This is a genomic window from Geobacillus lituanicus, from assembly GCF_050994965.1.
GTDB classification, from domain to species: Bacteria; Bacillota; Bacilli; order Bacillales; family Anoxybacillaceae; genus Geobacillus; species Geobacillus stearothermophilus.
Window position 1 is genome coordinate 3,217,825 of the sequence record NZ_CP194773.1, and the last position, 17,772, is coordinate 3,235,596.

A 17,772-nucleotide genomic window follows, 5' to 3' on the forward strand; every position below is an offset into this window, starting at 1 on the left:
ATGAATATAGTATGTCAATGGTTCATATCTGCCATTCAAAAGGGAGGCAGCGCCCCCCTATTATTTATAAACCGTTACACCGTTCTTCCGCAACAATGTTTATATTTCTTCCCGCTCCCGCACGGGCACGGTTCGTTGCGGCCGACGCGCACCGCCTTGCGGACCGGTTTTCGCTTCGGCTCTTCGCCGTCTTCTTTCGGATGCACGGCCTCGCCTTTCGCCACTTCTTGGCGTTCGAGGTTTTGATTGATTTCCGCTTTCATGATGTACGTCGCGACTTCCTCTTCGATCGCGGCAATCATGTTTTCAAACATCGCATAGCCTTCCATTTGGTATTCGCGCAGCGGGTCAACTTGCCCGTACGCACGCAAATGAATGCCTTGGCGGAGCTGCTCCATCGCGTCGATATGGTTCATCCATTTCATATCGACGGCGCGCAAGACGACGACGCGTTCAAACTCGCGCATTTGTTCAGGCGGGATTTGCGCTTCTTTCTCATCATAGCGCGCCTTCACTTTCGACCAAATGAGCTCGATCATCTCTTCGGGCTCTTTGCCGCGCAAATCGCCCTCCGTCACATCGCCATCTGGCAACAGATGGGCATTTACGTAATCGACGAGCCCTTTCAAATTCCACTCTTCCGGCAAGTCCTCTTTCGGCGTATGAGCATGAACGGCGCGCTCAATGACCGAGCGGATCATGTTTTCAATGATGCCGCGCAAGTTGTCGGAATCAAGCACTTCAAAACGCTGGCGGTAAATGATTTCCCGCTGTTCGCGCAGGACATCGTCATATTGAAGCAGTTGCTTGCGGGCGTCGAAGTTGTTGCCTTCGACCCGTTTTTGCGCCGACTCGACCGCTTTCGTCACCATTTTGCTTTGGATCGGCTGCGAATCGTCCATTCCCAAGCGGTCCATCATCGCCATCAAGCTCTCGGAACCGAAGCGGCGCATCAATTCATCCTCAAGCGACAAATAGAACTGCGACACCCCAGGGTCGCCTTGGCGTCCCGAGCGGCCGCGCAGCTGGTTGTCAATCCGCCGGCTTTCATGCCGCTCCGTGCCGATGACGGCCAATCCGCCAAGCTCCTTGACCCCTTCGCCAAGCTTAATGTCCGTCCCGCGCCCGGCCATGTTCGTCGCGATCGTCACCGCGCCTTTTTGTCCTGCTTGGGCGATGATCTCCGCCTCTTTCGCATGGTTTTTCGCGTTTAAGACGTTGTGCGGGATGCCGCGTTTTTTCAACATCTCCGACAACAGCTCCGACGTCTCGATCGCCACCGTGCCGACCAACACCGGCTGCCCTTTCGCATGGCGGGCGGCGATGTCCTCGACCACGGCGCGGAACTTCCCTTCCATCGTCCGATAAATCAAATCCGGACGGTCCTCCCGGATCACCGGGCGGTTCGTCGGAATGACGACGACGCGCATGTTGTAAATATTGCGGAACTCTTCCTCTTCCGTCTTCGCCGTCCCCGTCATCCCCGCGAGTTTTTCATACATGCGGAAATAGTTTTGGAACGTGATCGTGGCTAAGGTCATCGACTCGTTTTGAATCTCGAGCCCCTCTTTCGCCTCAATGGCTTGATGAAGCCCATCGCTGTAGCGGCGGCCGTGCATCAAGCGCCCGGTGAACGGGTCGACGATGATCACTTTTCCGTCTTGCACGACGTAGTCGACATCGCGCTGCATCACAACATGCGCCCGCAGCGCCAGCTGAATATGGTGGTTGAGCGTCACGTGCTTCAAATCAAACAAGTTGTCGATGCCAAACGCGCGCTCCGCTTTGTTGATTCCTTCTTCCGTCAGCTGGACGCTTTTCGTTTTTTCATCGTATGTGTAATCGACATCTTTGCGCAGCGTGCGGACAAACGCGTTCGCCTGCACATACAGCTTGGTCGACTTCTGCGCCGTCCCTGAAATGATGAGCGGCGTCCGCGCTTCATCGATCAAAATCGAGTCGACCTCGTCGATGATCGCATAATAGAGCGGCCGCTGCACAATGTGCTCTTTATAGAGCACCATGTTGTCGCGCAAATAGTCAAAGCCAAACTCGTTGTTCGTTCCGTACGTAATGTCGGCGTTGTACGCCGCCTGCTTCTCCTCGCGCGACATGCCGCTTAAGTTCAACCCGACGGTCATGCCTAAAAACTCATACAGTTTGCCCATTTCCGTCGCATCGCGCGTCGCCAAGTATTCGTTGACCGTCACGACATGCACGCCGCGCCCCGTCAAGGCGTTCAAATAGACAGGCATCGTCGCCGTCAACGTTTTCCCTTCACCCGTTTTCATCTCGGCGATGTCGCCCTCATGCAAAACGACGCCGCCCATAATTTGCACTTTATATGGGTACAAACCGAGGACGCGCTTCGCCCCTTCGCGCACAACGGCAAACGCCTCGACAAGCAAATCATCGAGCGATTCGCCTTGTTGGTAGCGGGCTTTGAATTCCTCAGTTTTTTGCCGCAACTGTTCATCGGACAGTCGGGCCATCTCCGGACCGAGCGCGTCGACTTGATCGGCAATTTTCTCAAGCCTTGCCAACTGACGCTTGTTCGGGTCAAATACTTTTTTTAAGACTCCAAGCATAGGAAACGCTCCTTATTTTTCATGGACTCACTTCTTCATCATATCATTATACAGGGATCAGTGACAACTGTTGCACAGGCTTCAAGAGGGGGCATGTCCAAGAGAGGGGATCACAACTTGGACTGAAGTTGCTCAATCGCCGCTTCCGCATGGTGAAGGCGCCGATTCAGCGCATAAATTTCAAAACTTTTCTCCTCCACTTTTTCATGAATTTTGCGAAGCAAGATTTGCACATCATCCACAAGCTGCGTTTCGACCCGATGAAGCGTCTCTTTCACTTCCTCCAATTCAGTTTCCACACCATTCAACCGCGTTTCCACGCCATCCAATCGGGTCTCTACGCCGCCCAATCGCGTTTCCACGCCGTCCAAGCGGGTCTCTACACCATTCAACCGCGTTTCCACGCCGTCCAAGCGGGTCTCTACACCATTCAACCGCGTTTCCACGCCGTCCAAGCGGGTCTCTACACCATTCAACCGCGTTTCCACGCTGTCCAATCGGGTTTCTACGCCATTCAACCGCGTTTCCACGCCGTCCAATCGGAACTCTACACCATCCAACCGGGTCTCTACGCCGTCCAATCGGGCCTCTACGCCGTCCAACCGCGTTTCCATACGGTCTAACCGCTCTTTCACTGCGCCCATTTCCCGTTCGAGGCCGACGAGGCGTCCGTTCATCTCCGTCAAACGGCCATCCATCTGCTCAAACCGTTGGCGAGTTTCTTCTTGGAACACCAAAAACCCTTTTTCCATGTTGTCCAACTTGGACAAAATTTGACGCAACAATTCCTCCATTGCTCTCCCCCATTTTGATTTTTCTCATGCATATTATAACATCCCCTGCCCAAAAAAGCAGGGGATGCGCACAAGAGGCAACCGTTTAATTCGCCTCGATCAATCCGTATTTTCCGTCTTTGCGGCGGTAGACGATGTTCGTCCGGTTCGTCTCGGCATTCGTAAAAATGAAGAAGTTGTGCCCCAACAAATTCATCTGCAAAATCGCTTCTTCGCTGTCCATCGGCTTCAAGCTGAAGTGTTTCGTGCGCACGATTTCAAATTCCTCGTCGTTCTCCGCCGCAGCAGCGCCGCTTGGCACAGGGGCGGCCAGCTTCGCTTCTTTCTCGCGGTCGCGCAGCTTCCGATTGACTTTCGTTTTATGTTTGCGGATTTGCCGCTCCAGTTTATCCGTCACTAAATCGATCGCCGCATACATATCCTCATGGCGCTCTTCAGCGCGCAGCAACAAATGCGGCATCGGAATGGTCACTTCGATTTTCCCTTGTCCATCGTTGTAGACTTTTAAATTGACATGGACATTCACGTCATCGGTGCGGTCGAAATAGCGCTCCAACTTGCCGATTTTTTTCTCCACGTACTCGCGTAGCGCTGGCGTGACTTCGATGTTTTCCCCGCGAATGTGATACATCATCGCTGACCACTCCTTATTTTCAAACTATAGATCCCTACATTCTTTTATTACCCATCAAACCCCTGCTTCAATCAAAAATATTTTCGAAGATTTTGTGAAAATCATAGGAAAATATGGTAAAATAGGCATGGGCGTTTTTTCTTAATCGGTGTGGAAAGTACGGAGTGTGTGAACAATGCGAAAAATCCATATTTCCCATGCAAAAAGCGGCGACGTGCTCGCTGTCGACTTGTTCGCCGCCAACGGCAGCGTCCTTTTGTCGCGCGGCGTACGGCTGACCAGCGGCTACATCCGCTCGTTGGCGCAAAAAGGGGTTCAATACATTTATCTTAATTAGGCGAGAAGACTCCCACTTCAACGAAGCAAAGCGGAGTAAGTGGGAGATGAATCGCCTTAACTATATTTTGCTGAAAATAGGATAGATTCAGTAAAATATAGTATAATATAGTTAGATGGGAGGTGAAAAAATGTATTTTTGTATCAAACAACAGCTAAATGGTTTGACCAAAGAAGAATACTTGACTCTTCGAGAACTGTGCCATATTGCCAAGAACATGTACAACGTCGGATTGTACAATGTCAGACAATACTATTTTGAACACAAGGAATTTCTTAATTATGAGAAAAATTATCATCTTGCCAAAACTAACGAAAACTATAAGCTGTTAAACAGCAACATGGCACAGCAAATTTTAAAAAAGGTCAATGAAGCCTTTAAATCTTTCTTTGGTTTGATCAGTCTTGCCAAACAAGGAAAATATGACCACAAGGCTATCAGTATTCCAAAATATCTTAAAAAAGATGGCTTTCATTCACTGATCATTGGCCAGATTCGTATAGACGGCAACAAATTCACGATACCGTATTCTCGCCTATTTAAAAAGACTCACAAGCCTATCACGATAACGATTCCGCCTGTGTTACTGGACAAAAAGATTAAGCAGATTGAAATCATTCCTAAGCATCATGCCAGGTTCTTTGAGATTCAGTACAAATATGAAATGCCTGAAGATCAAAGAGAATTAAACGACCAAAAAGCACTGGCAATTGATTTAGGATTAAACAATCTTGCCACTTGTGTCACATCAGACGGCAGATCATTCATCATTGATGGGCGGAGATTAAAAAGTATAAATCAATGGTTTAACAAAGAAAATGCCAGACTTCAAAGCATAAAAGATAAGCAAAAAATCAAAGGCACCACTCGTAAACAGGCTTTGCTTGCTATGAATCGCAATAATAAAGTGAATGATTATATCAACAAGACTTGCCGTTACATCATTAACTACTGTATTGAAAATCAAATTGGCAAACTTGTCATTGGCTATGCGGAAACATGGCAACGCAATATTAATCTAGGAAAAAAGACAAATCAAAACTTTGTCAATATTCCTCTCGGTAACATAAAAGAAAAACTAGAATATCTTTGTGAATTTTACGGCATTGAATTCTTGAAACAGGAAGAATCCTATACGTCTCAAGCCAGCTTTTTTGACGGCGATGAGATTCCTGAATATAATGCCGACAATCCAAAAGAATATAAGTTCAGCGGCAAACGTATTAAGCGCGGCTTGTATCGAACAAAGTCTGGCAAACTAATTAATGCTGATGTCAATGGCGCATTAAACATCTTAAAGAAAAGTAAAGCTGTAGACCTGAGTGTCTTATGCTCTAGCGGCGAAGTGGACACGCCTCAAAGAATAAGGATTGCTTGAAGCAGTCAAACTTCTTTGGAAGCCCCCACTTCAAATTTTCGCTAGAAAATTAAGTGGGGTAGTTCACATTGACGACAAACAAACCTATGACATCCGCCCGCGCCCGCTCATCAGCCCGACCGTGCGCCAACAGGCGGTGAAAAAAGTGTATGAGACAATGACGGCCTTGATCGAGCAAAAAAAGCTGCTCAGCCGCGTGTCTTCCCTCGATTTGGGAAAAGAGTACGAAAACGTGTTCAAAGACATTTTGGATTATTTGCTCAAACAAGAAGATTTGCTCATCAACTTGTCGGATTTGGTCATCTCAAACGGCTACTTTTTCCACCATTCGGTCAACGTCGCCACGACCGTCAAGCTCAACACCGGGGAAGTCGGCGTCGTCTCGCAAGTGTTTCCGGGCTTCCCGCTCCGCCCCACCGTCCGCGTCATCAAAAATCCAGCGGGCGAGGAGCTGAAAAGCCCGTATGAAATCGACTTGCGGAAAGAGATGAACATCACCATTGTCAAGGCCGTTTGACTCTTTTGCCGCTCACGGCAAAAACAGGCGAACGAATGCCGGTTTCATTCGCCCTGCCGCACAAAAGCGGGTGCCCTCGATTCCAGCAAGAGGACACCCGCTTTCGCTTGCACGGCTGGCAAAGCACCGCCGTTCGTTCTTCACTGCACAACATACCGCCGCAGACCGCTCTCCATCGCACTCTTCCACGCCTGAAACGCCGGCGACAACCGTCCACAGACAATGCGCTCTTTCGCCGCCGCATCGGAAAATTGCCCGTCAAGCGCCGCTGCCGCTTCCAGCACATCCGCAAACCGTTCGATATGGCCGATCAAATCGCTCTCGTCAGCGAACAGCTGGCATAAATAAACGTTCGTCTCACCGATTTTCCCAAGCGCCAATAAAAGATCCGCCAGCAACACATCCGCATGCATCCGCCGCGGGTCAGAAAAACTCGCCTCCACATAATCGAGCCCTTCTTCGACTGTCTCGAGCAACGCTGCGTATTGGCGGATGATGTCCAGCGCGTCACTCGTCAATTTTGCCATATCCATTCCACCTATCGCCGTTTGTCGTAAAACATCCCGTCAATCGAAAGCGGCTGCTCGTACGGATGAACGTAGCAGGCGTTCGCCTGCCGCTTCGCCCCCGCCATGCGCAAATCGTTTCGAATCTCATCACCCACGCGGTGAAGCCGCCTCTCAATTTCTTCATTCCAAGCAACGATCTCGCGGCCAAGCCGCTGCTCTTCCTCGCTGTACGGCGGACGTAGCTTCCAAAGGAGCTCCTGGCGCTCCTGAAGCAATCGATCAACCGTCCGAAGCCGCTCTTCCCGATCCTCAGACGGCCACGGCAACGCCGTCGCCTCCAGCAGCTCCTTCGTCACCCGCCACACATCATGCACCACGCCCATTACGCCTGCCCGCCTTCCGCATATTGGCGCTGCCGATGGAGCTGAATCACTTGCTTCCACGTATCGCGAAACTCGACGACATACCCTTCCACTTCATCCAAAATCGCCGCATCGCTTTTCACATTCGCCTCGATCAGACGGCGGTAAATGTAGTCATACATCGTCATCATCGACTTCGCAACCTCATACTCCATCTTCAATGTCTTCATCAGTTCCAAAATGATGTTTTGCGCCTTAATCAAGTTCTCATTGCGCGCCGCCACATCGCCCGCTTCCATCGCCTGGCGCGCAAGCTTGATAAACTTCAAGCACCCGTTATACAGCATCAATGTCAACTCCCCAGGCGACGCCGTCTGCACAGCGTTCGCTTGGTAGTGTTGATACGGATTGTTTGTCGCCATCTTCCATCACTCCTCTTCTATGATGTTCACCCCATCGCAAAGCCATCATCTGATTCAACGGGCCGCGCCGAACGCCCTTCATCTGTTGCCATCCGTGAGCGTGGTCGCTTCTTCCCCCACTGTCACCGCGACAGCGCCTGAGCCTTCAAACCGCTTACCCCTGCATGCCGCCGCCAAAGGCGTTCATCAAGTACATGCTTTGTTGGTTGGCGCGCTGAATCGCCTCTTCCATCGCCGTGAATTGGCGATAGTAGCGGTCTTCAATCTGTTTCAGCCGATCTTGAAACCGGTCAATTTGGTCATTGATTTCGATTAAATCGCGCCCGATCGCAAACTGCTGGTTCGTCCAAATCGTCTTCCCCGCTTTTTGCTCAATCTTCCCGATCGTCGCCTTGATCGTATCACGCAGGCGGCGGGCGATCCCTTTTTCCGCATCCGTCGCCCCGTCTTGGTTAAACAGTTGATAGACGGCATCCGGGTTTTCCTTGATTTTCTCCCGCAGCTTCGTCTCGTCAATGATCAACTTCCCACCGTCAAGGTAATTCGACGACGTCGTAATCCCGATTTGCGCGAGCTGCGAGAACCCGCTTGGAATGTTCGCCCCTTCGACTTTCGTGTACACATTCATCCGCATTTGGCTTAAGGCGCTCGACAAAATCGAATCGCCGCGAAGCATTCCGCTCCGCGCCTTTTCTTCCCACAGCTCGATTTGCTTTTCCGTCATCGCTTCTTTTTGCTCATCGGTGAGCGGCCGATAGTCGCGGTAGCGCTCTTCTTTCAGCTCGGCGTTGATTTTGGCGATTGTGTCGTTGTATTTGTCAACAAACCCTTTAATGGCGTTAAACATCGCGTCCACATCCGTCTCCACCGACACCGTCGCCGTGCCCGTCCCTTTCACCGTATACGTCACACCGTTGATCGTAAATGTATTCGACGAGCGGGTCGTTCGCAAGCCGTTCAACGTCACTTGAGCGTCTTGCCCCGCTGTTTTTCCTGTCAAATCCTGCCCTGCCGCGGCTCCCGTAAACCCAAGCTTTTGCGCAAAAAAGTCAGCCGTCGCCTGATCGGCGAGCACCAGACCCGCTTGCGCTCCCGTGTCTTTTTTCATGATCGAAATCCGCCCGGTTTTTTCATCGTAAAACGCGCTGACGCCAAGATCTAGGTTGCTGTTGAGTTGGGCGATCACCCCATCGAGCGTCGTTCCTTGTTTCACCGTGATCGCCGCCTGCTTCTTCGTCCCATCTCCGTTTGTCACGTTGATCGTCAGCGTGACATCGGCGTCTACCGAGAAACTCGCTTTATCTTTATCCACCCTTTTCGTAGCATCGGACAGCCAGACGGCCGATGTGGCCACCCGATCGACCTGAATCGTCGTCGCCACATTCGCCGCACTCGAGCCCGCCGTCGCTGTGACGACCGATTCGTTCGAACTCGAGACGGTTTTTTTGAACATGCTGCTTTGGAGCGTAATGTTGGAAAACAAGTAGTCGTCAAGCCCCTGAAGCAACGTGTTCATCGACCGGTAATCATCGCGCTGCCACTCGAGCAGCTGCTTTTTCTGCTTCAATTTATCAAGCGGCATCCGTTCCACTTTCATTAAGTCCTTGACGATCTGGTCGATATCCATGCCGCTCGCCAAACCGCCAATGCGCATGTTGCTTGCCAAATTCACTCACCACCGTTAAATTTTTTTATCGACAATTAAACCGACAAACTCCATCATCGCCGCGTACATATCCAACAGCTTCTTCGGCGGAATTTCGCGGATCACCTCATGCGTCTTTTCATCGATTACTTGCACGTAATACTCGTTCAACTCTTTGTGCAGCTCAAACCGAACCGACGTATGGCTCGCCTGCACGAGCTCATTCAAGCCGTTGACCACTTTCTCCACAGCTTCTTCCGAAAGCGGTTGAAAAAGGGAAGAAGCAGAACCCCCCGCTTCTTGAGGCTGCACTGCCGCGCGTTCAACGGTTGGATGCACCTGTTCGCTTCGCGTCGGCTCATATGAAAGGAAAGAAGAAGACACCCGTTCAATCGTCATCCGGATCCGCTCCTTTGGTTTGGACGATTTCTATGGTTTATATCGGATGAAACGTAGGGAGTGTGAAGGGGGAGGGAACAATAAATGCAATCCATATAAAAATCAGGAGATGATGATAATTTCATTTCTTGTGTATAATACTTGTCAATTGTTGAAAATAGCGGGGGTATCATAAGCAAAAACTAACGAGGGGGAAGTAGAAACTTAAAAGGGGAATATAAAAGAGTAAAATCACATTAAAACAAAAAAACAAGATGAGGAATATAAGCACAAAACATTCTTGGCAAAACTCAAACATTGCTTTTATCCATATTTAATAATGAAATTTTTAAAATCAATAATCATTCCCGTTCTCTCCATAAAGTCTACGCCTAAAATTCCGTCAAAACCATATATTTCTTTAGTCATTCCCAGTTGTAATAAAAATGATGCTAGCTCCTTTCCATCAATTATAACGTTGTTTACGATTTGTTCATAACAAATCTCGCTGTATCCGCCTACTCCGTACATTCGTTTTGTTCTTCCATTAATAATATCTAATTCGATACCAATTTGTGCGAGTGCATCCGTATCAAAAATGGTCGTAGCACAACCTGTGTCCAACAACACGTCTGTTAAAAGAACAGTTTTTTCACCACACTTTATTTCGACAGAAACAATAGGTAATCCATTTTCTATTCTTATATTCATACTCTCCCCCGAATCCCTATAAAATATTGTTCTTCTACCTCTATTTGCTCCTTACTTGTGTGAAAAATATATAATTCTTTCTCCGGAAAAGTTTTGTGCTGCTGTTTATAACCATTCCATGCATCAGACACACTATGATACCGATCGATCACTGCCATTTCCTTAATGATACGTTTGCCATTTTGTGAACAAGCCGAAATAGCCTCCACCAACACAAATTGATTCGGATATTGCTTACGTAACTCTGACCATTTCATTTGTTTGCCTCCCTTTTTATTATCATTTTATCAATAATCACCTTACACACATATAAAAAATCGTAGAAAGCAACATCTTTAATTTAAACGATGACTGTAAATTATCATTTTATTTCAGCACAAAACGCCCATTTTTTTGCACATTCTTTCAGAAAGCCCTCTCCCCTTTTCTGAAGGAATGTGCTAAATTTTTTGTGAATTGTTTCGGACAAAGATTTCCATTCGTTTCAATGAGGGGGAGGAAGTGTGATCCAGTTTCACGACTTTGGCATTGACATTCAAACGTATACGGATCGTGGGAAAGGGAACGATTTTCCCGACGTGAACCAATGCCCCCACTGTTCATCCCGCCGCCCCTTGCATCGTCACGGATACTACCAACGCTATGCGTTGACGGCAGAGGGGGAGTATCACCTTTGGATCGCACGATATCGCTGTCAAGAGTGTCGCAAAACCGTGAGTGTGCTGCCTTCTTTCCTCCTCCCGTATGTTCAATATACACGATCGGTTATTTGGCAAGCGGTCAAAGCATGGTTCGAAACGCCAAGGCAAGGAGCGAAGACCAAACAGGTTGTTTTTCCCACCAAGGAGGTCATCTTGTTTTATGTCCGACGATTTTTACGGAATCTCTCTCGCTTGCATCACGCGGCGGCGAGAAGGTGGGGGATCATCGGCCCTGTAGGGAACGCAAGAACAGAACGGGCGGTTTGGTGGATGCAGACCTTGGAGGGACGGGGGGTGGGCTCGATCATCCAAGACCTGTGGACAAACGAGAGGTGGCATCCGTTTGCGGATCAAATTGCTTCCTGATTTTCTACTTAACACCAAAAATGGAGATGGTTGATGTTCCCACAAACCCTTCCTCTCGACGAATCTCGAGCCGTTTCGTAAGATAGGAGGCAGAGGGACCGGGACGGTCCAACATCACAGGGAGACAGGGAGGAGATCCGGATGGATGAATCGATGAGACACGACATCGCGCTGTTTCGGTACGGGCTGATCGCTCCGTTGGTGAATGGCCAGGTGGAGCCCAAGGCGTATTTGAATGAGGTGGGCGGGCGAGTGCATTCGATTCCTCATCAAGGGGACAAACCCATTGCGGCGAAGACGATTCTGGATTGGTGCGCCCGATACAAAAAAGGGGGCTTCGACGCCTTGAAGCCGAAGCGCCGTTCGGACCGCGGCCGCTCCAGACGTCTGTCCCCCGATGATGAGGATCATATTCTAGCATTGAGGAAGGAACATCCCACCATGCCCGTGACCCTATTCTACGAACAACTCACCAAGCAGGGGGACATTCCCACCACCCTCTCATACTTTACTATATACCGATTGTTGAAAAAACACAACCTGGTGGGAAAAGAAATCTTGCCGATGCCGGAGCGAAAGCGTTTTGCGTATGACCAGATCAATGAGCTATGGCAAGGGGACTTATCCCATGGACCCACGATTCGCGTCCATGGGAAAGCCCAGAAAACGTTTTTGATCGCGTATATCGATGACTGCTCGCGGTTAGTGCCATATGCCCAATTTTTCCCTTCGGAGAAGTTTGACGGGCTGCGGATCGTCACGAAGGAAGCGGTGCTTCGTTGCGGGAAGCCGAAACGCATTTACTCGGACAACGGGAAAATTTATCGGTCCGAGGTGCTGCAGTATGCGTGCGCCGAGATGGGAATCACCTTGATCCACACCCAGCCGTATGATCCGCAAAGCAAGGGGAAAATCGAACGGTTCTTCCGCACCGTGCAGACGCGGTTTTATCCGCTGTTGGAGCTGAATCCGCCGAAGTCGCTTGACGAGTTGAACGAGCGTTTTTGGAAGTGGCTTGAAGAAGAGTATCATCGAAAACCTCACGCCTCGCTTGATGGGAAAACGCCGCATGAGGTGTTTCAGTCCCAAGTGGAACGAGTGGTGTGGATCGAAGACATCGATTGGCTGGACGCGATTTTTCTGAAGCGGGAGCACCGCAAGGTCAAAGCCGATGGAACGATCACCTTGAACAAGCAGCTGTATGAAGTGCCGCCCCGGTTCATTGGGCAATCGATTGAACTCCGCTATGACGAACGGGGCGTCTATGTGTACGAAGATGGAAGGAAGGTGGCGGAGGCCGTTCGGGTTCGTTTGGAGGACAACGCCTATGTAAAACGCCATCGGTCCCCGTTTGCGGCGATTCCGGCGAAGGAGGGAGAACACGGTGTATAAATCGTTTTACTCCCTTTCGCGGGAGCCGTTTGCGAAAGAAACCGACCCGTCTGAGGCGTATCAAGGGGCGTCATTTCAGGAAGCGTTGCGGGCGCTGGAGTACGTGAAACGAACCCGGGGGATCGGGCTGTTGATCGGAGAGCCGGGGGCGGGCAAGACGTTCGCCCTTCGGGCGCTGAAAGAGTCATTGAATCCATCATTGTATCATGTCGTCTACTTTCCGTTATCCACCGGAGGCGTGATGGATTTTTACCGTGGTTTGGCCTTGGGATTAGGAGAGGAACCGAAGTACCGCAAGGTAGACCTCTTCCGCCAAATCCAGCAGGCGATCGAGCGATTGTATCATGAACGGCGGATCACGCCGGTGTTCATTTTGGACGAGATGCATTTAGCAAAGGATGCATTTTTACAGGACATCGCGATCTTGTTCAACTTTGAGATGGATTCGACCAACCCATTTGTCTTGATTTTGGCCGGGCTGCCCCATTTACAGGGGAAGCTGCGGCTCAATCAGCACCACCCTCTCGACCAACGGATCATCATGCGATACCGGATGGGGCCGCTGGAGAGGGAAGAGGTGGCGGGCTACATCGAGCATCGGATGAAACAGGCCGGGGCGAAGCATCCGATCTTCACCCCATCGGCGTTAGAGGCGATTGCCCTGCAGTCGCGGGGATGGCCTCGGGTGATCAACACGTTGGCCACGACGTGCCTGTTATACGGGTATCAGCTGAAAAAGGACGCCATTGACGAAGAAGTGGTGCGCATGGCCGCAGAGGAAATGGGGTATTAGCACGAAAGGGGCCGAATCGGCCTCTTTTGTGCTTTTTCTTTTCCATCGGTCCATCAGGCGCGCTGGAAATCTTCATCTGAAAGAGCGTGCAAACGTTCCGAAAGAATGTGCAAAATCCGGAACAATCCGCAAAAATTTTGCACATTATTTCAGAATCCATCTGAAATAATTTGAAAAAGTGATTCTGAAATAATGTGCTAATTTACAGATGACAGTTTTAACACTAAAAGTTTCTCTCCTTTAGTAACAATGAGAGCAATGAACATGAAGCTGCACCCCCTTACTAATCAAAAGGGACACAATTCTTTGAAACCCTTTTTCCCGAAAATCATCAGGCATGATCACAATCAACGTATAATCGGCGAGCGAATGGTAAAACTGCATTTTTCGGCCCGCCTTCTCCGTGTACCACTTGTAACGCGTCGAACCATATAGCCCGAAATACTCGACAATCCACTTTCTGCCGTTTTGTTCGATCACCCAGTCAGGGATATATACTTCGCCATATTCGTGGTTCACAAAACGACATCCTTCTCTTTCCACTTTCCCATCAACGACCGAGCGAATCAAAAAGTTATGGATTTCTAGTTCTTCTTTTGAATCACACAATTGCCCGTCAATCCCAACTAGCAAATTAAATTCCTCAGGCTGAAATGTATATTCGGGGAATGATTCCATAATCCAACGGTAAAATTTGCTGTCGTAATGACGATCGACCATGCTGATAAACCGTGGGAAATGTTTCTGAAAATAGGCACGATTTAAAAGAGGTAACGATTCTCTGCCAATATTTCTTTTTTCACAAAAAGTTCTTAATGCTTGCACTCTATTCTTTTGAGAGTGCCAATATTGATTTGGCACCCGCTGGAACTCGATGATGTCATATTTTCCCGGAAAAGTTCCATGAGCAATTTTTGCTCTCCACCCGGGCATGAAAATCCCCCTTTTCTTCCCATAATGAAGAATAGGCGCAAACAGTTCAACAGGACGTTATGCTTAATGGTGGCTTAGACCCTGTACGGAAAAGTGTTTGAATCCACTGGGTGCACCACCCATTGTCCGCCCTTTCCCGATGCGGAGGAAAGGTGACGACGAACGGAAAACTGCCGCATTTCTCCCGTGGATTCGCTGTTTGCGCACTCGATCATCGAAAAGGAGGATTTTCATCATGGATGTCATCTATCCTCGCTGCGCAGGATTGGATGTTCATGCCGAAACCATCGTCGCCTGCGCGCTATGGGAAGAAGATGGACACATTCAAAAGGACATTCAAACCTTCTCCACGTTCTCGAAGGGACTTGGTGACCTGCTCGAGTGGCTCGAAGAACATGGCGTTACCCATGTCGCCATGGAATCCACCGGCGTGTATTGGAAACCGGTCTTCGCCTTCCTCGAGGGCTATGTCGACTTGACACTGGCCAATCCGCAGCGGATCAAAAATGTCCCGGGAAGAAAAACCGATGTCTCTGACGCCGAGTGGATCGCCAAGCTGCTCCGCCATGGACTCGTTGAAAAAAGTTTCGTCCCCCCAGCGGATATTCGCGAATTGCGGGATTTTACCCGCCTCCGCAAAAAGTGGGTCGGACAGCTGACTTCGGAGAAAAACCGGATTCAAAAAGTGCTCGAGTCTTCCAATGTCAAACTCGGCTCGGTCCTCTCCGATCTCTTCGGCGTTTCCGGAAAAGACATCCTCGCCCGGCTGCTGGAGAAGGGATACGTGGACAAGGACGAGTTGGATCAATGCCTGCGCGGAAGGCTCAAAAAGAAAAAGCAAGCGGTGTACGATTCGCTGCTCGGCACCTTGACCGAACACGAGCTCCGTCTCCTTCGCCTCTTGTGGAAACACGTTGAGGAATTGGAGCAGTTAATCGAAGAAGTCGACCAACACATCGACCGCCTGCTCGAGCCGTATCGCGAGGAAGTGAACCTGCTGATGACCATGCCCGGAGTGAAAAAACAAACCGCCGCCGTCATCATCGCCGAGATGGGAACCGACATGAGCGTCTTTGAAACGCCGGAACGGGCGGCTTCATGGACTGGATTGTCCCCCGGCAACCATGAAAGCGCCGGAAAGCGAAAGAGCACGCGCACGACAAAAGGCAATCCCCATCTCCGATCGGCGTTATGCGAGGCGGCATGGTCAGCAGCTCGATCCAAGACGCATCCCTTGTCCCGAAAGTTTTGGTCGTTGGCGGCCCGGTGCGGGAAGAAAAAAGCCCTCATCGCCATTGCTCGGCGGATGTTGGTGATCATCTTTTGCATGATCTCCCGCAAAGAGCCGTTCCGCCAACCACAACTTATTTAGTCTAGCCAAAAGGCAGACAGGTTATACGAGATGCCTAAAATCGGGCACCTCTGCTTTCCTATTGCCTTTTTTGGCCATTTTCAGTATACCCTCACGGATCAGGAGCGTATACCGCACTCACCAAGTGGTGGGGATTTTCACGGAAAAACAGCGTTAACAATTTCGATTGGCGAACCGTTATATTCATGTAACAGTCCACCTAATCCCTCCTGCATTAATCTTTTTTTCGTCATAAACTTTGGAACATCTTCCTCAGCTATCCCTTCCTTTTCAATCAGATCTGTGATGACGCGCTTTACATTCGAAATATCTTTCCAATATCCGTTTGGTCTCATATGAAAATGATCCGCAGAAAATAAACCTGGAAAAAGGTACGACATGAGCTTCGATGGTGAGCCATGATGATTTTTTAAAGCGCCGCTAAAACGGTGTTTAAGCAACATTCGTTGGGTTACTTTCTTTGGGGCTTCTTCGAGAGGAATATTTTCTTTTCGCAACATGTCCATAAATTGCTCTTTTAAAAACTGCTTATCATTCGCATAACCTTGAGGAATCTTTTTGAAATCAGTTTCTTTAAAAATACCAGGATATAAAGCACTCATCAAGCGGAACGGAGAATAACCGTATCGCTTTAGCGGGTTAGAAAATCCCCATTTAACCAACAAATCACGATTCACTTTTTGCGGTATCTCCTCGATCCTTGTCCCTTCTCTTTGCAAATGCCACTCCAATCGATCGCGTATATTTTGAATATTGTTCCAGTAGTTAATCGGCACCCGGCCGAAATCAAATTCATCGTATCGGCCAGGATATACAAATTGAATTAATTTGCGAATAGATTTAAAACGGTTTAAAGCCCCCCAAAGCTTCTGTTCCTTTATGACGCCTCTGTTGATCTTGGGGATTTGTTCTTTCTTCAAACCAAGATGCACTTCTAATGCATAACGGACAATAATGATCACATTTTCGTCTTTTTCCCACGTACCTGAAGGAAGCGCCTTTCTTTTTCCGCTGATGAGCTCCTTATAGAGCTTCACAACGGGTAATTGAGTTAGCTCAGAAGGACGAATGCTTCGATAGTAATTTAGATTATCCATATGATCACCTCTATTTCATTATAACATAAATACGAACATATGTTTCAAAAAATTTAAAGAAATAGAGCCTACTAATCAGTAGACTCCTCGTTTTTATTGTTCAAATTGGAAATCATGATAGTGTCCCCCTTGGAGAGTTGTTTTTTGGTCACTGTATATAATTTCCAAGGTGATGGATTTTTTATGTGCATTTATGCATTCGTTATGCGTTTTGCAACACGTTCTTCTATATAAAACTTTCTCTGGAGAATGTATTCTTTCTCAATAATTATATTAGGATTTTGACGAAAGTAGATTATTTCTAACTTTTATTTTTCAACAAAATTAATTATTGATTAAAATTGCCATATAACTGATTGTAGTAAATTCATTTTTCTTTAACAATTCATACACTCGACTTAAATACAATGAATTATGATCAACAACCTTAGTAAAAGATTGAATCAACTTCAATACAAGCTCCTTATTCAATCCCCGATGAAATCGAGCCATTCCAATGAGATGCAGTTTAATCATTGCATAATGAATAACTAACATAATATAATCATCCAATACATTTTGTTTGCCTACTGGAAACAGATTTTTAAACATGTAGTCAACCAAATAATTTTCTAAGATATACTCATGTTTAATAATAAATGGGTAACTATTCAGCCACATCATAAAGTGAGCTGAATATTTTCTTCTTTCCTTGTCTATGATGTGAATACTGATAGACAAGGAGGTGAATCGCATGTTGACGGTACAACAAGCTGTATTTACAGTTGAGAGCTTAATCGGCAAAGTTCAACAACAAAAACAGCTCATTCATCAACTCATTCAAGAAAATGAACATTTGCGTCA

The 17,772-nt window shown here is 48.4% G+C and carries 20 protein-coding genes; 7 read left to right on the top strand and 13 right to left on the bottom strand.

Translation table 11 applies throughout. The features are described 5' to 3' along the window. Positions 1–74: 74 nt before the first annotated feature. The 3 genes from secA to hpf form a co-directional block, all read right to left on the bottom strand. Positions 75–2,588, bottom strand: coding sequence for a preprotein translocase subunit SecA (gene secA / locus ACR1UW_RS16520; RefSeq protein ID WP_498934134.1), 2,514 nt, complete (start codon positions 2,586–2,588; stop codon positions 75–77). A 110-nt stretch (positions 2,589–2,698) separates the two neighbouring features. Continuing rightward, positions 2,699–3,382, bottom strand: coding sequence for a hypothetical protein (locus tag ACR1UW_RS16525; protein WP_498934136.1), 684 nt, complete (start codon positions 3,380–3,382; stop codon positions 2,699–2,701). A gap of 85 nt (positions 3,383–3,467) precedes the next feature. Next, complete coding sequence (gene hpf / locus ACR1UW_RS16530; RefSeq protein ID WP_328058503.1) at positions 3,468–4,016, bottom strand: ribosome hibernation-promoting factor, HPF/YfiA family; 549 nt, start codon at positions 4,014–4,016, stop codon at positions 3,468–3,470. A gap of 175 nt (positions 4,017–4,191) precedes the next feature. Between hpf and ACR1UW_RS16535 the strand changes: the two genes are divergently transcribed. From ACR1UW_RS16535 to ACR1UW_RS16545, 3 genes are all read left to right on the top strand, one after another. Next, complete coding sequence (locus ACR1UW_RS16535) at positions 4,192–4,353, top strand: hypothetical protein (RefSeq protein WP_235468614.1); 162 nt, start codon at positions 4,192–4,194, stop codon at positions 4,351–4,353. A gap of 130 nt (positions 4,354–4,483) precedes the next feature. Then, positions 4,484–5,731, top strand: coding sequence for an RNA-guided endonuclease InsQ/TnpB family protein (locus ACR1UW_RS16540; protein ID WP_033016485.1), 1,248 nt, complete (start codon positions 4,484–4,486; stop codon positions 5,729–5,731). After that, complete coding sequence (locus tag ACR1UW_RS16545) at positions 5,724–6,248, top strand: hypothetical protein (RefSeq protein WP_498934139.1); 525 nt, start codon at positions 5,724–5,726, stop codon at positions 6,246–6,248. The genes ACR1UW_RS16540 and ACR1UW_RS16545 overlap by 8 nt, the downstream gene beginning before the upstream one ends. Positions 6,249–6,388: 140 nt before the next feature. Here the strand turns inward: ACR1UW_RS16545 and ACR1UW_RS16550 are convergent, their stop codons facing one another. The 7 genes from ACR1UW_RS16550 to ACR1UW_RS16580 all read right to left on the bottom strand — a co-directional run bounded on the left by ACR1UW_RS16550 (position 6,389) and on the right by ACR1UW_RS16580 (position 10,532). Further along, positions 6,389–6,775 (bottom strand): DUF8042 domain-containing protein, encoded by a 387-nt coding sequence (locus ACR1UW_RS16550; protein ID WP_096226162.1) that lies wholly within the window; start codon positions 6,773–6,775, stop codon positions 6,389–6,391. 11 nt (positions 6,776–6,786) lie between these two features. Then, entirely contained in the window at positions 6,787–7,140 is a 354-nt protein-coding gene (fliT, locus tag ACR1UW_RS16555; RefSeq protein WP_498934141.1) for a flagellar protein FliT, read from the bottom strand. Then, on the bottom strand, positions 7,140–7,541 hold the full coding sequence (gene fliS / locus ACR1UW_RS16560) for a flagellar export chaperone FliS (protein WP_429905136.1): 402 nt from the start codon (positions 7,539–7,541) through the stop codon (positions 7,140–7,142). Before fliS ends, fliT begins: the two co-directional genes overlap by 1 nt. Positions 7,542–7,695: 154 nt before the next feature. Continuing rightward, on the bottom strand, positions 7,696–9,207 hold the full coding sequence (locus ACR1UW_RS16565; protein WP_498934144.1) for a flagellar hook-associated protein 2: 1,512 nt from the start codon (positions 9,205–9,207) through the stop codon (positions 7,696–7,698). A 15-nt stretch (positions 9,208–9,222) separates the two neighbouring features. Then, positions 9,223–9,585 (bottom strand): flagellar protein FlaG, encoded by a 363-nt coding sequence (flaG, locus tag ACR1UW_RS16570; protein ID WP_498934146.1) that lies wholly within the window; start codon positions 9,583–9,585, stop codon positions 9,223–9,225. 303 nt (positions 9,586–9,888) lie between these two features. After that, the gene (locus tag ACR1UW_RS16575; RefSeq protein ID WP_033014989.1) at positions 9,889–10,275 is read right to left on the bottom strand and encodes a pepsin/retropepsin-like aspartic protease family protein; all 387 of its coding nucleotides are present in this window, start codon (positions 10,273–10,275) and stop codon (positions 9,889–9,891) included. Continuing rightward, on the bottom strand, positions 10,272–10,532 hold the full coding sequence (locus ACR1UW_RS16580; protein WP_033026284.1) for a hypothetical protein: 261 nt from the start codon (positions 10,530–10,532) through the stop codon (positions 10,272–10,274). Before ACR1UW_RS16580 ends, ACR1UW_RS16575 begins: the two co-directional genes overlap by 4 nt. Positions 10,533–10,778: 246 nt before the next feature. Between ACR1UW_RS16580 and ACR1UW_RS16585 the strand changes: the two genes are divergently transcribed. The 3 genes from ACR1UW_RS16585 (at position 10,779) to ACR1UW_RS16595 (ending at position 13,527) form a co-directional block, all read left to right on the top strand. After that, on the top strand, positions 10,779–11,342 hold the full coding sequence (locus ACR1UW_RS16585) for a DUF6431 domain-containing protein (protein ID WP_498932906.1): 564 nt from the start codon (positions 10,779–10,781) through the stop codon (positions 11,340–11,342). A gap of 141 nt (positions 11,343–11,483) precedes the next feature. After that, on the top strand, positions 11,484–12,734 hold the full coding sequence (locus ACR1UW_RS16590) for an IS481 family transposase (RefSeq protein ID WP_047818978.1): 1,251 nt from the start codon (positions 11,484–11,486) through the stop codon (positions 12,732–12,734). Next, positions 12,727–13,527, top strand: coding sequence for an ExeA family protein (locus ACR1UW_RS16595; protein WP_020961374.1), 801 nt, complete (start codon positions 12,727–12,729; stop codon positions 13,525–13,527). Before ACR1UW_RS16590 ends, ACR1UW_RS16595 begins: the two co-directional genes overlap by 8 nt. 240 nt (positions 13,528–13,767) lie before the next feature. Here the strand turns inward: ACR1UW_RS16595 and ACR1UW_RS16600 are convergent, their stop codons facing one another. Continuing rightward, positions 13,768–14,460 (bottom strand): hypothetical protein, encoded by a 693-nt coding sequence (locus tag ACR1UW_RS16600; protein ID WP_498934149.1) that lies wholly within the window; start codon positions 14,458–14,460, stop codon positions 13,768–13,770. Positions 14,461–14,695: 235 nt separating this feature from the next. Here ACR1UW_RS16600 and ACR1UW_RS16605 point away from each other — a divergent pair, with 235 nt between their 5' ends. Then, a complete protein-coding gene (locus ACR1UW_RS16605) occupies positions 14,696–15,832 on the top strand; it encodes an IS110-like element ISGka2 family transposase (protein ID WP_014195317.1) in 1,137 nt (378 codons plus the stop codon). A 137-nt stretch (positions 15,833–15,969) separates the two neighbouring features. Here ACR1UW_RS16605 and ACR1UW_RS16610 read toward each other — a convergent pair whose 3' ends face one another. Further along, on the bottom strand, positions 15,970–16,929 hold the full coding sequence (locus tag ACR1UW_RS16610) for a DUF4046 domain-containing protein (RefSeq protein ID WP_498934150.1): 960 nt from the start codon (positions 16,927–16,929) through the stop codon (positions 15,970–15,972). A gap of 324 nt (positions 16,930–17,253) precedes the next feature. Next, entirely contained in the window at positions 17,254–17,664 is a 411-nt protein-coding gene (locus ACR1UW_RS16615; protein ID WP_498934152.1) for a hypothetical protein, read from the bottom strand. Between the last annotated feature and the right edge of the window lie 108 nt (positions 17,665–17,772).

What these genes read in the sequence shown, in the direction of transcription:
- ACR1UW_RS16550 (WP_096226162.1), bottom strand. Translation starts at nt 6,775, where the DNA reads ATGGCAAAATTGACGAGTGACGCGCTGGACATCATCCGCCAATACGCA.
- fliT (WP_498934141.1), bottom strand. Translation starts at nt 7,140, where the DNA reads ATGGGCGTGGTGCATGATGTGTGGCGGGTGACGAAGGAGCTGCTGGAG.
- ACR1UW_RS16575 (WP_033014989.1), bottom strand. Translation starts at nt 10,275, where the DNA reads ATGAATATAAGAATAGAAAATGGATTACCTATTGTTTCTGTCGAAATA.
- secA (WP_498934134.1), bottom strand. Translation starts at nt 2,588, where the DNA reads ATGCTTGGAGTCTTAAAAAAAGTATTTGACCCGAACAAGCGTCAGTTG.
- ACR1UW_RS16525 (WP_498934136.1), bottom strand. Translation starts at nt 3,382, where the DNA reads ATGGAGGAATTGTTGCGTCAAATTTTGTCCAAGTTGGACAACATGGAA.
- ACR1UW_RS16580 (WP_033026284.1), bottom strand. Translation starts at nt 10,532, where the DNA reads ATGAAATGGTCAGAGTTACGTAAGCAATATCCGAATCAATTTGTGTTG.
- fliS (WP_429905136.1), bottom strand. Translation starts at nt 7,541, where the DNA reads ATGGCGACAAACAATCCGTATCAACACTACCAAGCGAACGCTGTGCAG.
- flaG (WP_498934146.1), bottom strand. Translation starts at nt 9,585, where the DNA reads ATGACGATTGAACGGGTGTCTTCTTCTTTCCTTTCATATGAGCCGACG.
- ACR1UW_RS16610 (WP_498934150.1), bottom strand. Translation starts at nt 16,929, where the DNA reads ATGGATAATCTAAATTACTATCGAAGCATTCGTCCTTCTGAGCTAACT.
- hpf (WP_328058503.1), bottom strand. Translation starts at nt 4,016, where the DNA reads ATGATGTATCACATTCGCGGGGAAAACATCGAAGTCACGCCAGCGCTA.
- ACR1UW_RS16600 (WP_498934149.1), bottom strand. Translation starts at nt 14,460, where the DNA reads ATGCCCGGGTGGAGAGCAAAAATTGCTCATGGAACTTTTCCGGGAAAA.
- ACR1UW_RS16615 (WP_498934152.1), bottom strand. Translation starts at nt 17,664, where the DNA reads ATGCGATTCACCTCCTTGTCTATCAGTATTCACATCATAGACAAGGAA.
- ACR1UW_RS16605 (WP_014195317.1), top strand. Translation starts at nt 14,696, where the DNA reads ATGGATGTCATCTATCCTCGCTGCGCAGGATTGGATGTTCATGCCGAA.
- ACR1UW_RS16540 (WP_033016485.1), top strand. Translation starts at nt 4,484, where the DNA reads ATGTATTTTTGTATCAAACAACAGCTAAATGGTTTGACCAAAGAAGAA.
- ACR1UW_RS16590 (WP_047818978.1), top strand. Translation starts at nt 11,484, where the DNA reads ATGGATGAATCGATGAGACACGACATCGCGCTGTTTCGGTACGGGCTG.
- ACR1UW_RS16535 (WP_235468614.1), top strand. Translation starts at nt 4,192, where the DNA reads ATGCGAAAAATCCATATTTCCCATGCAAAAAGCGGCGACGTGCTCGCT.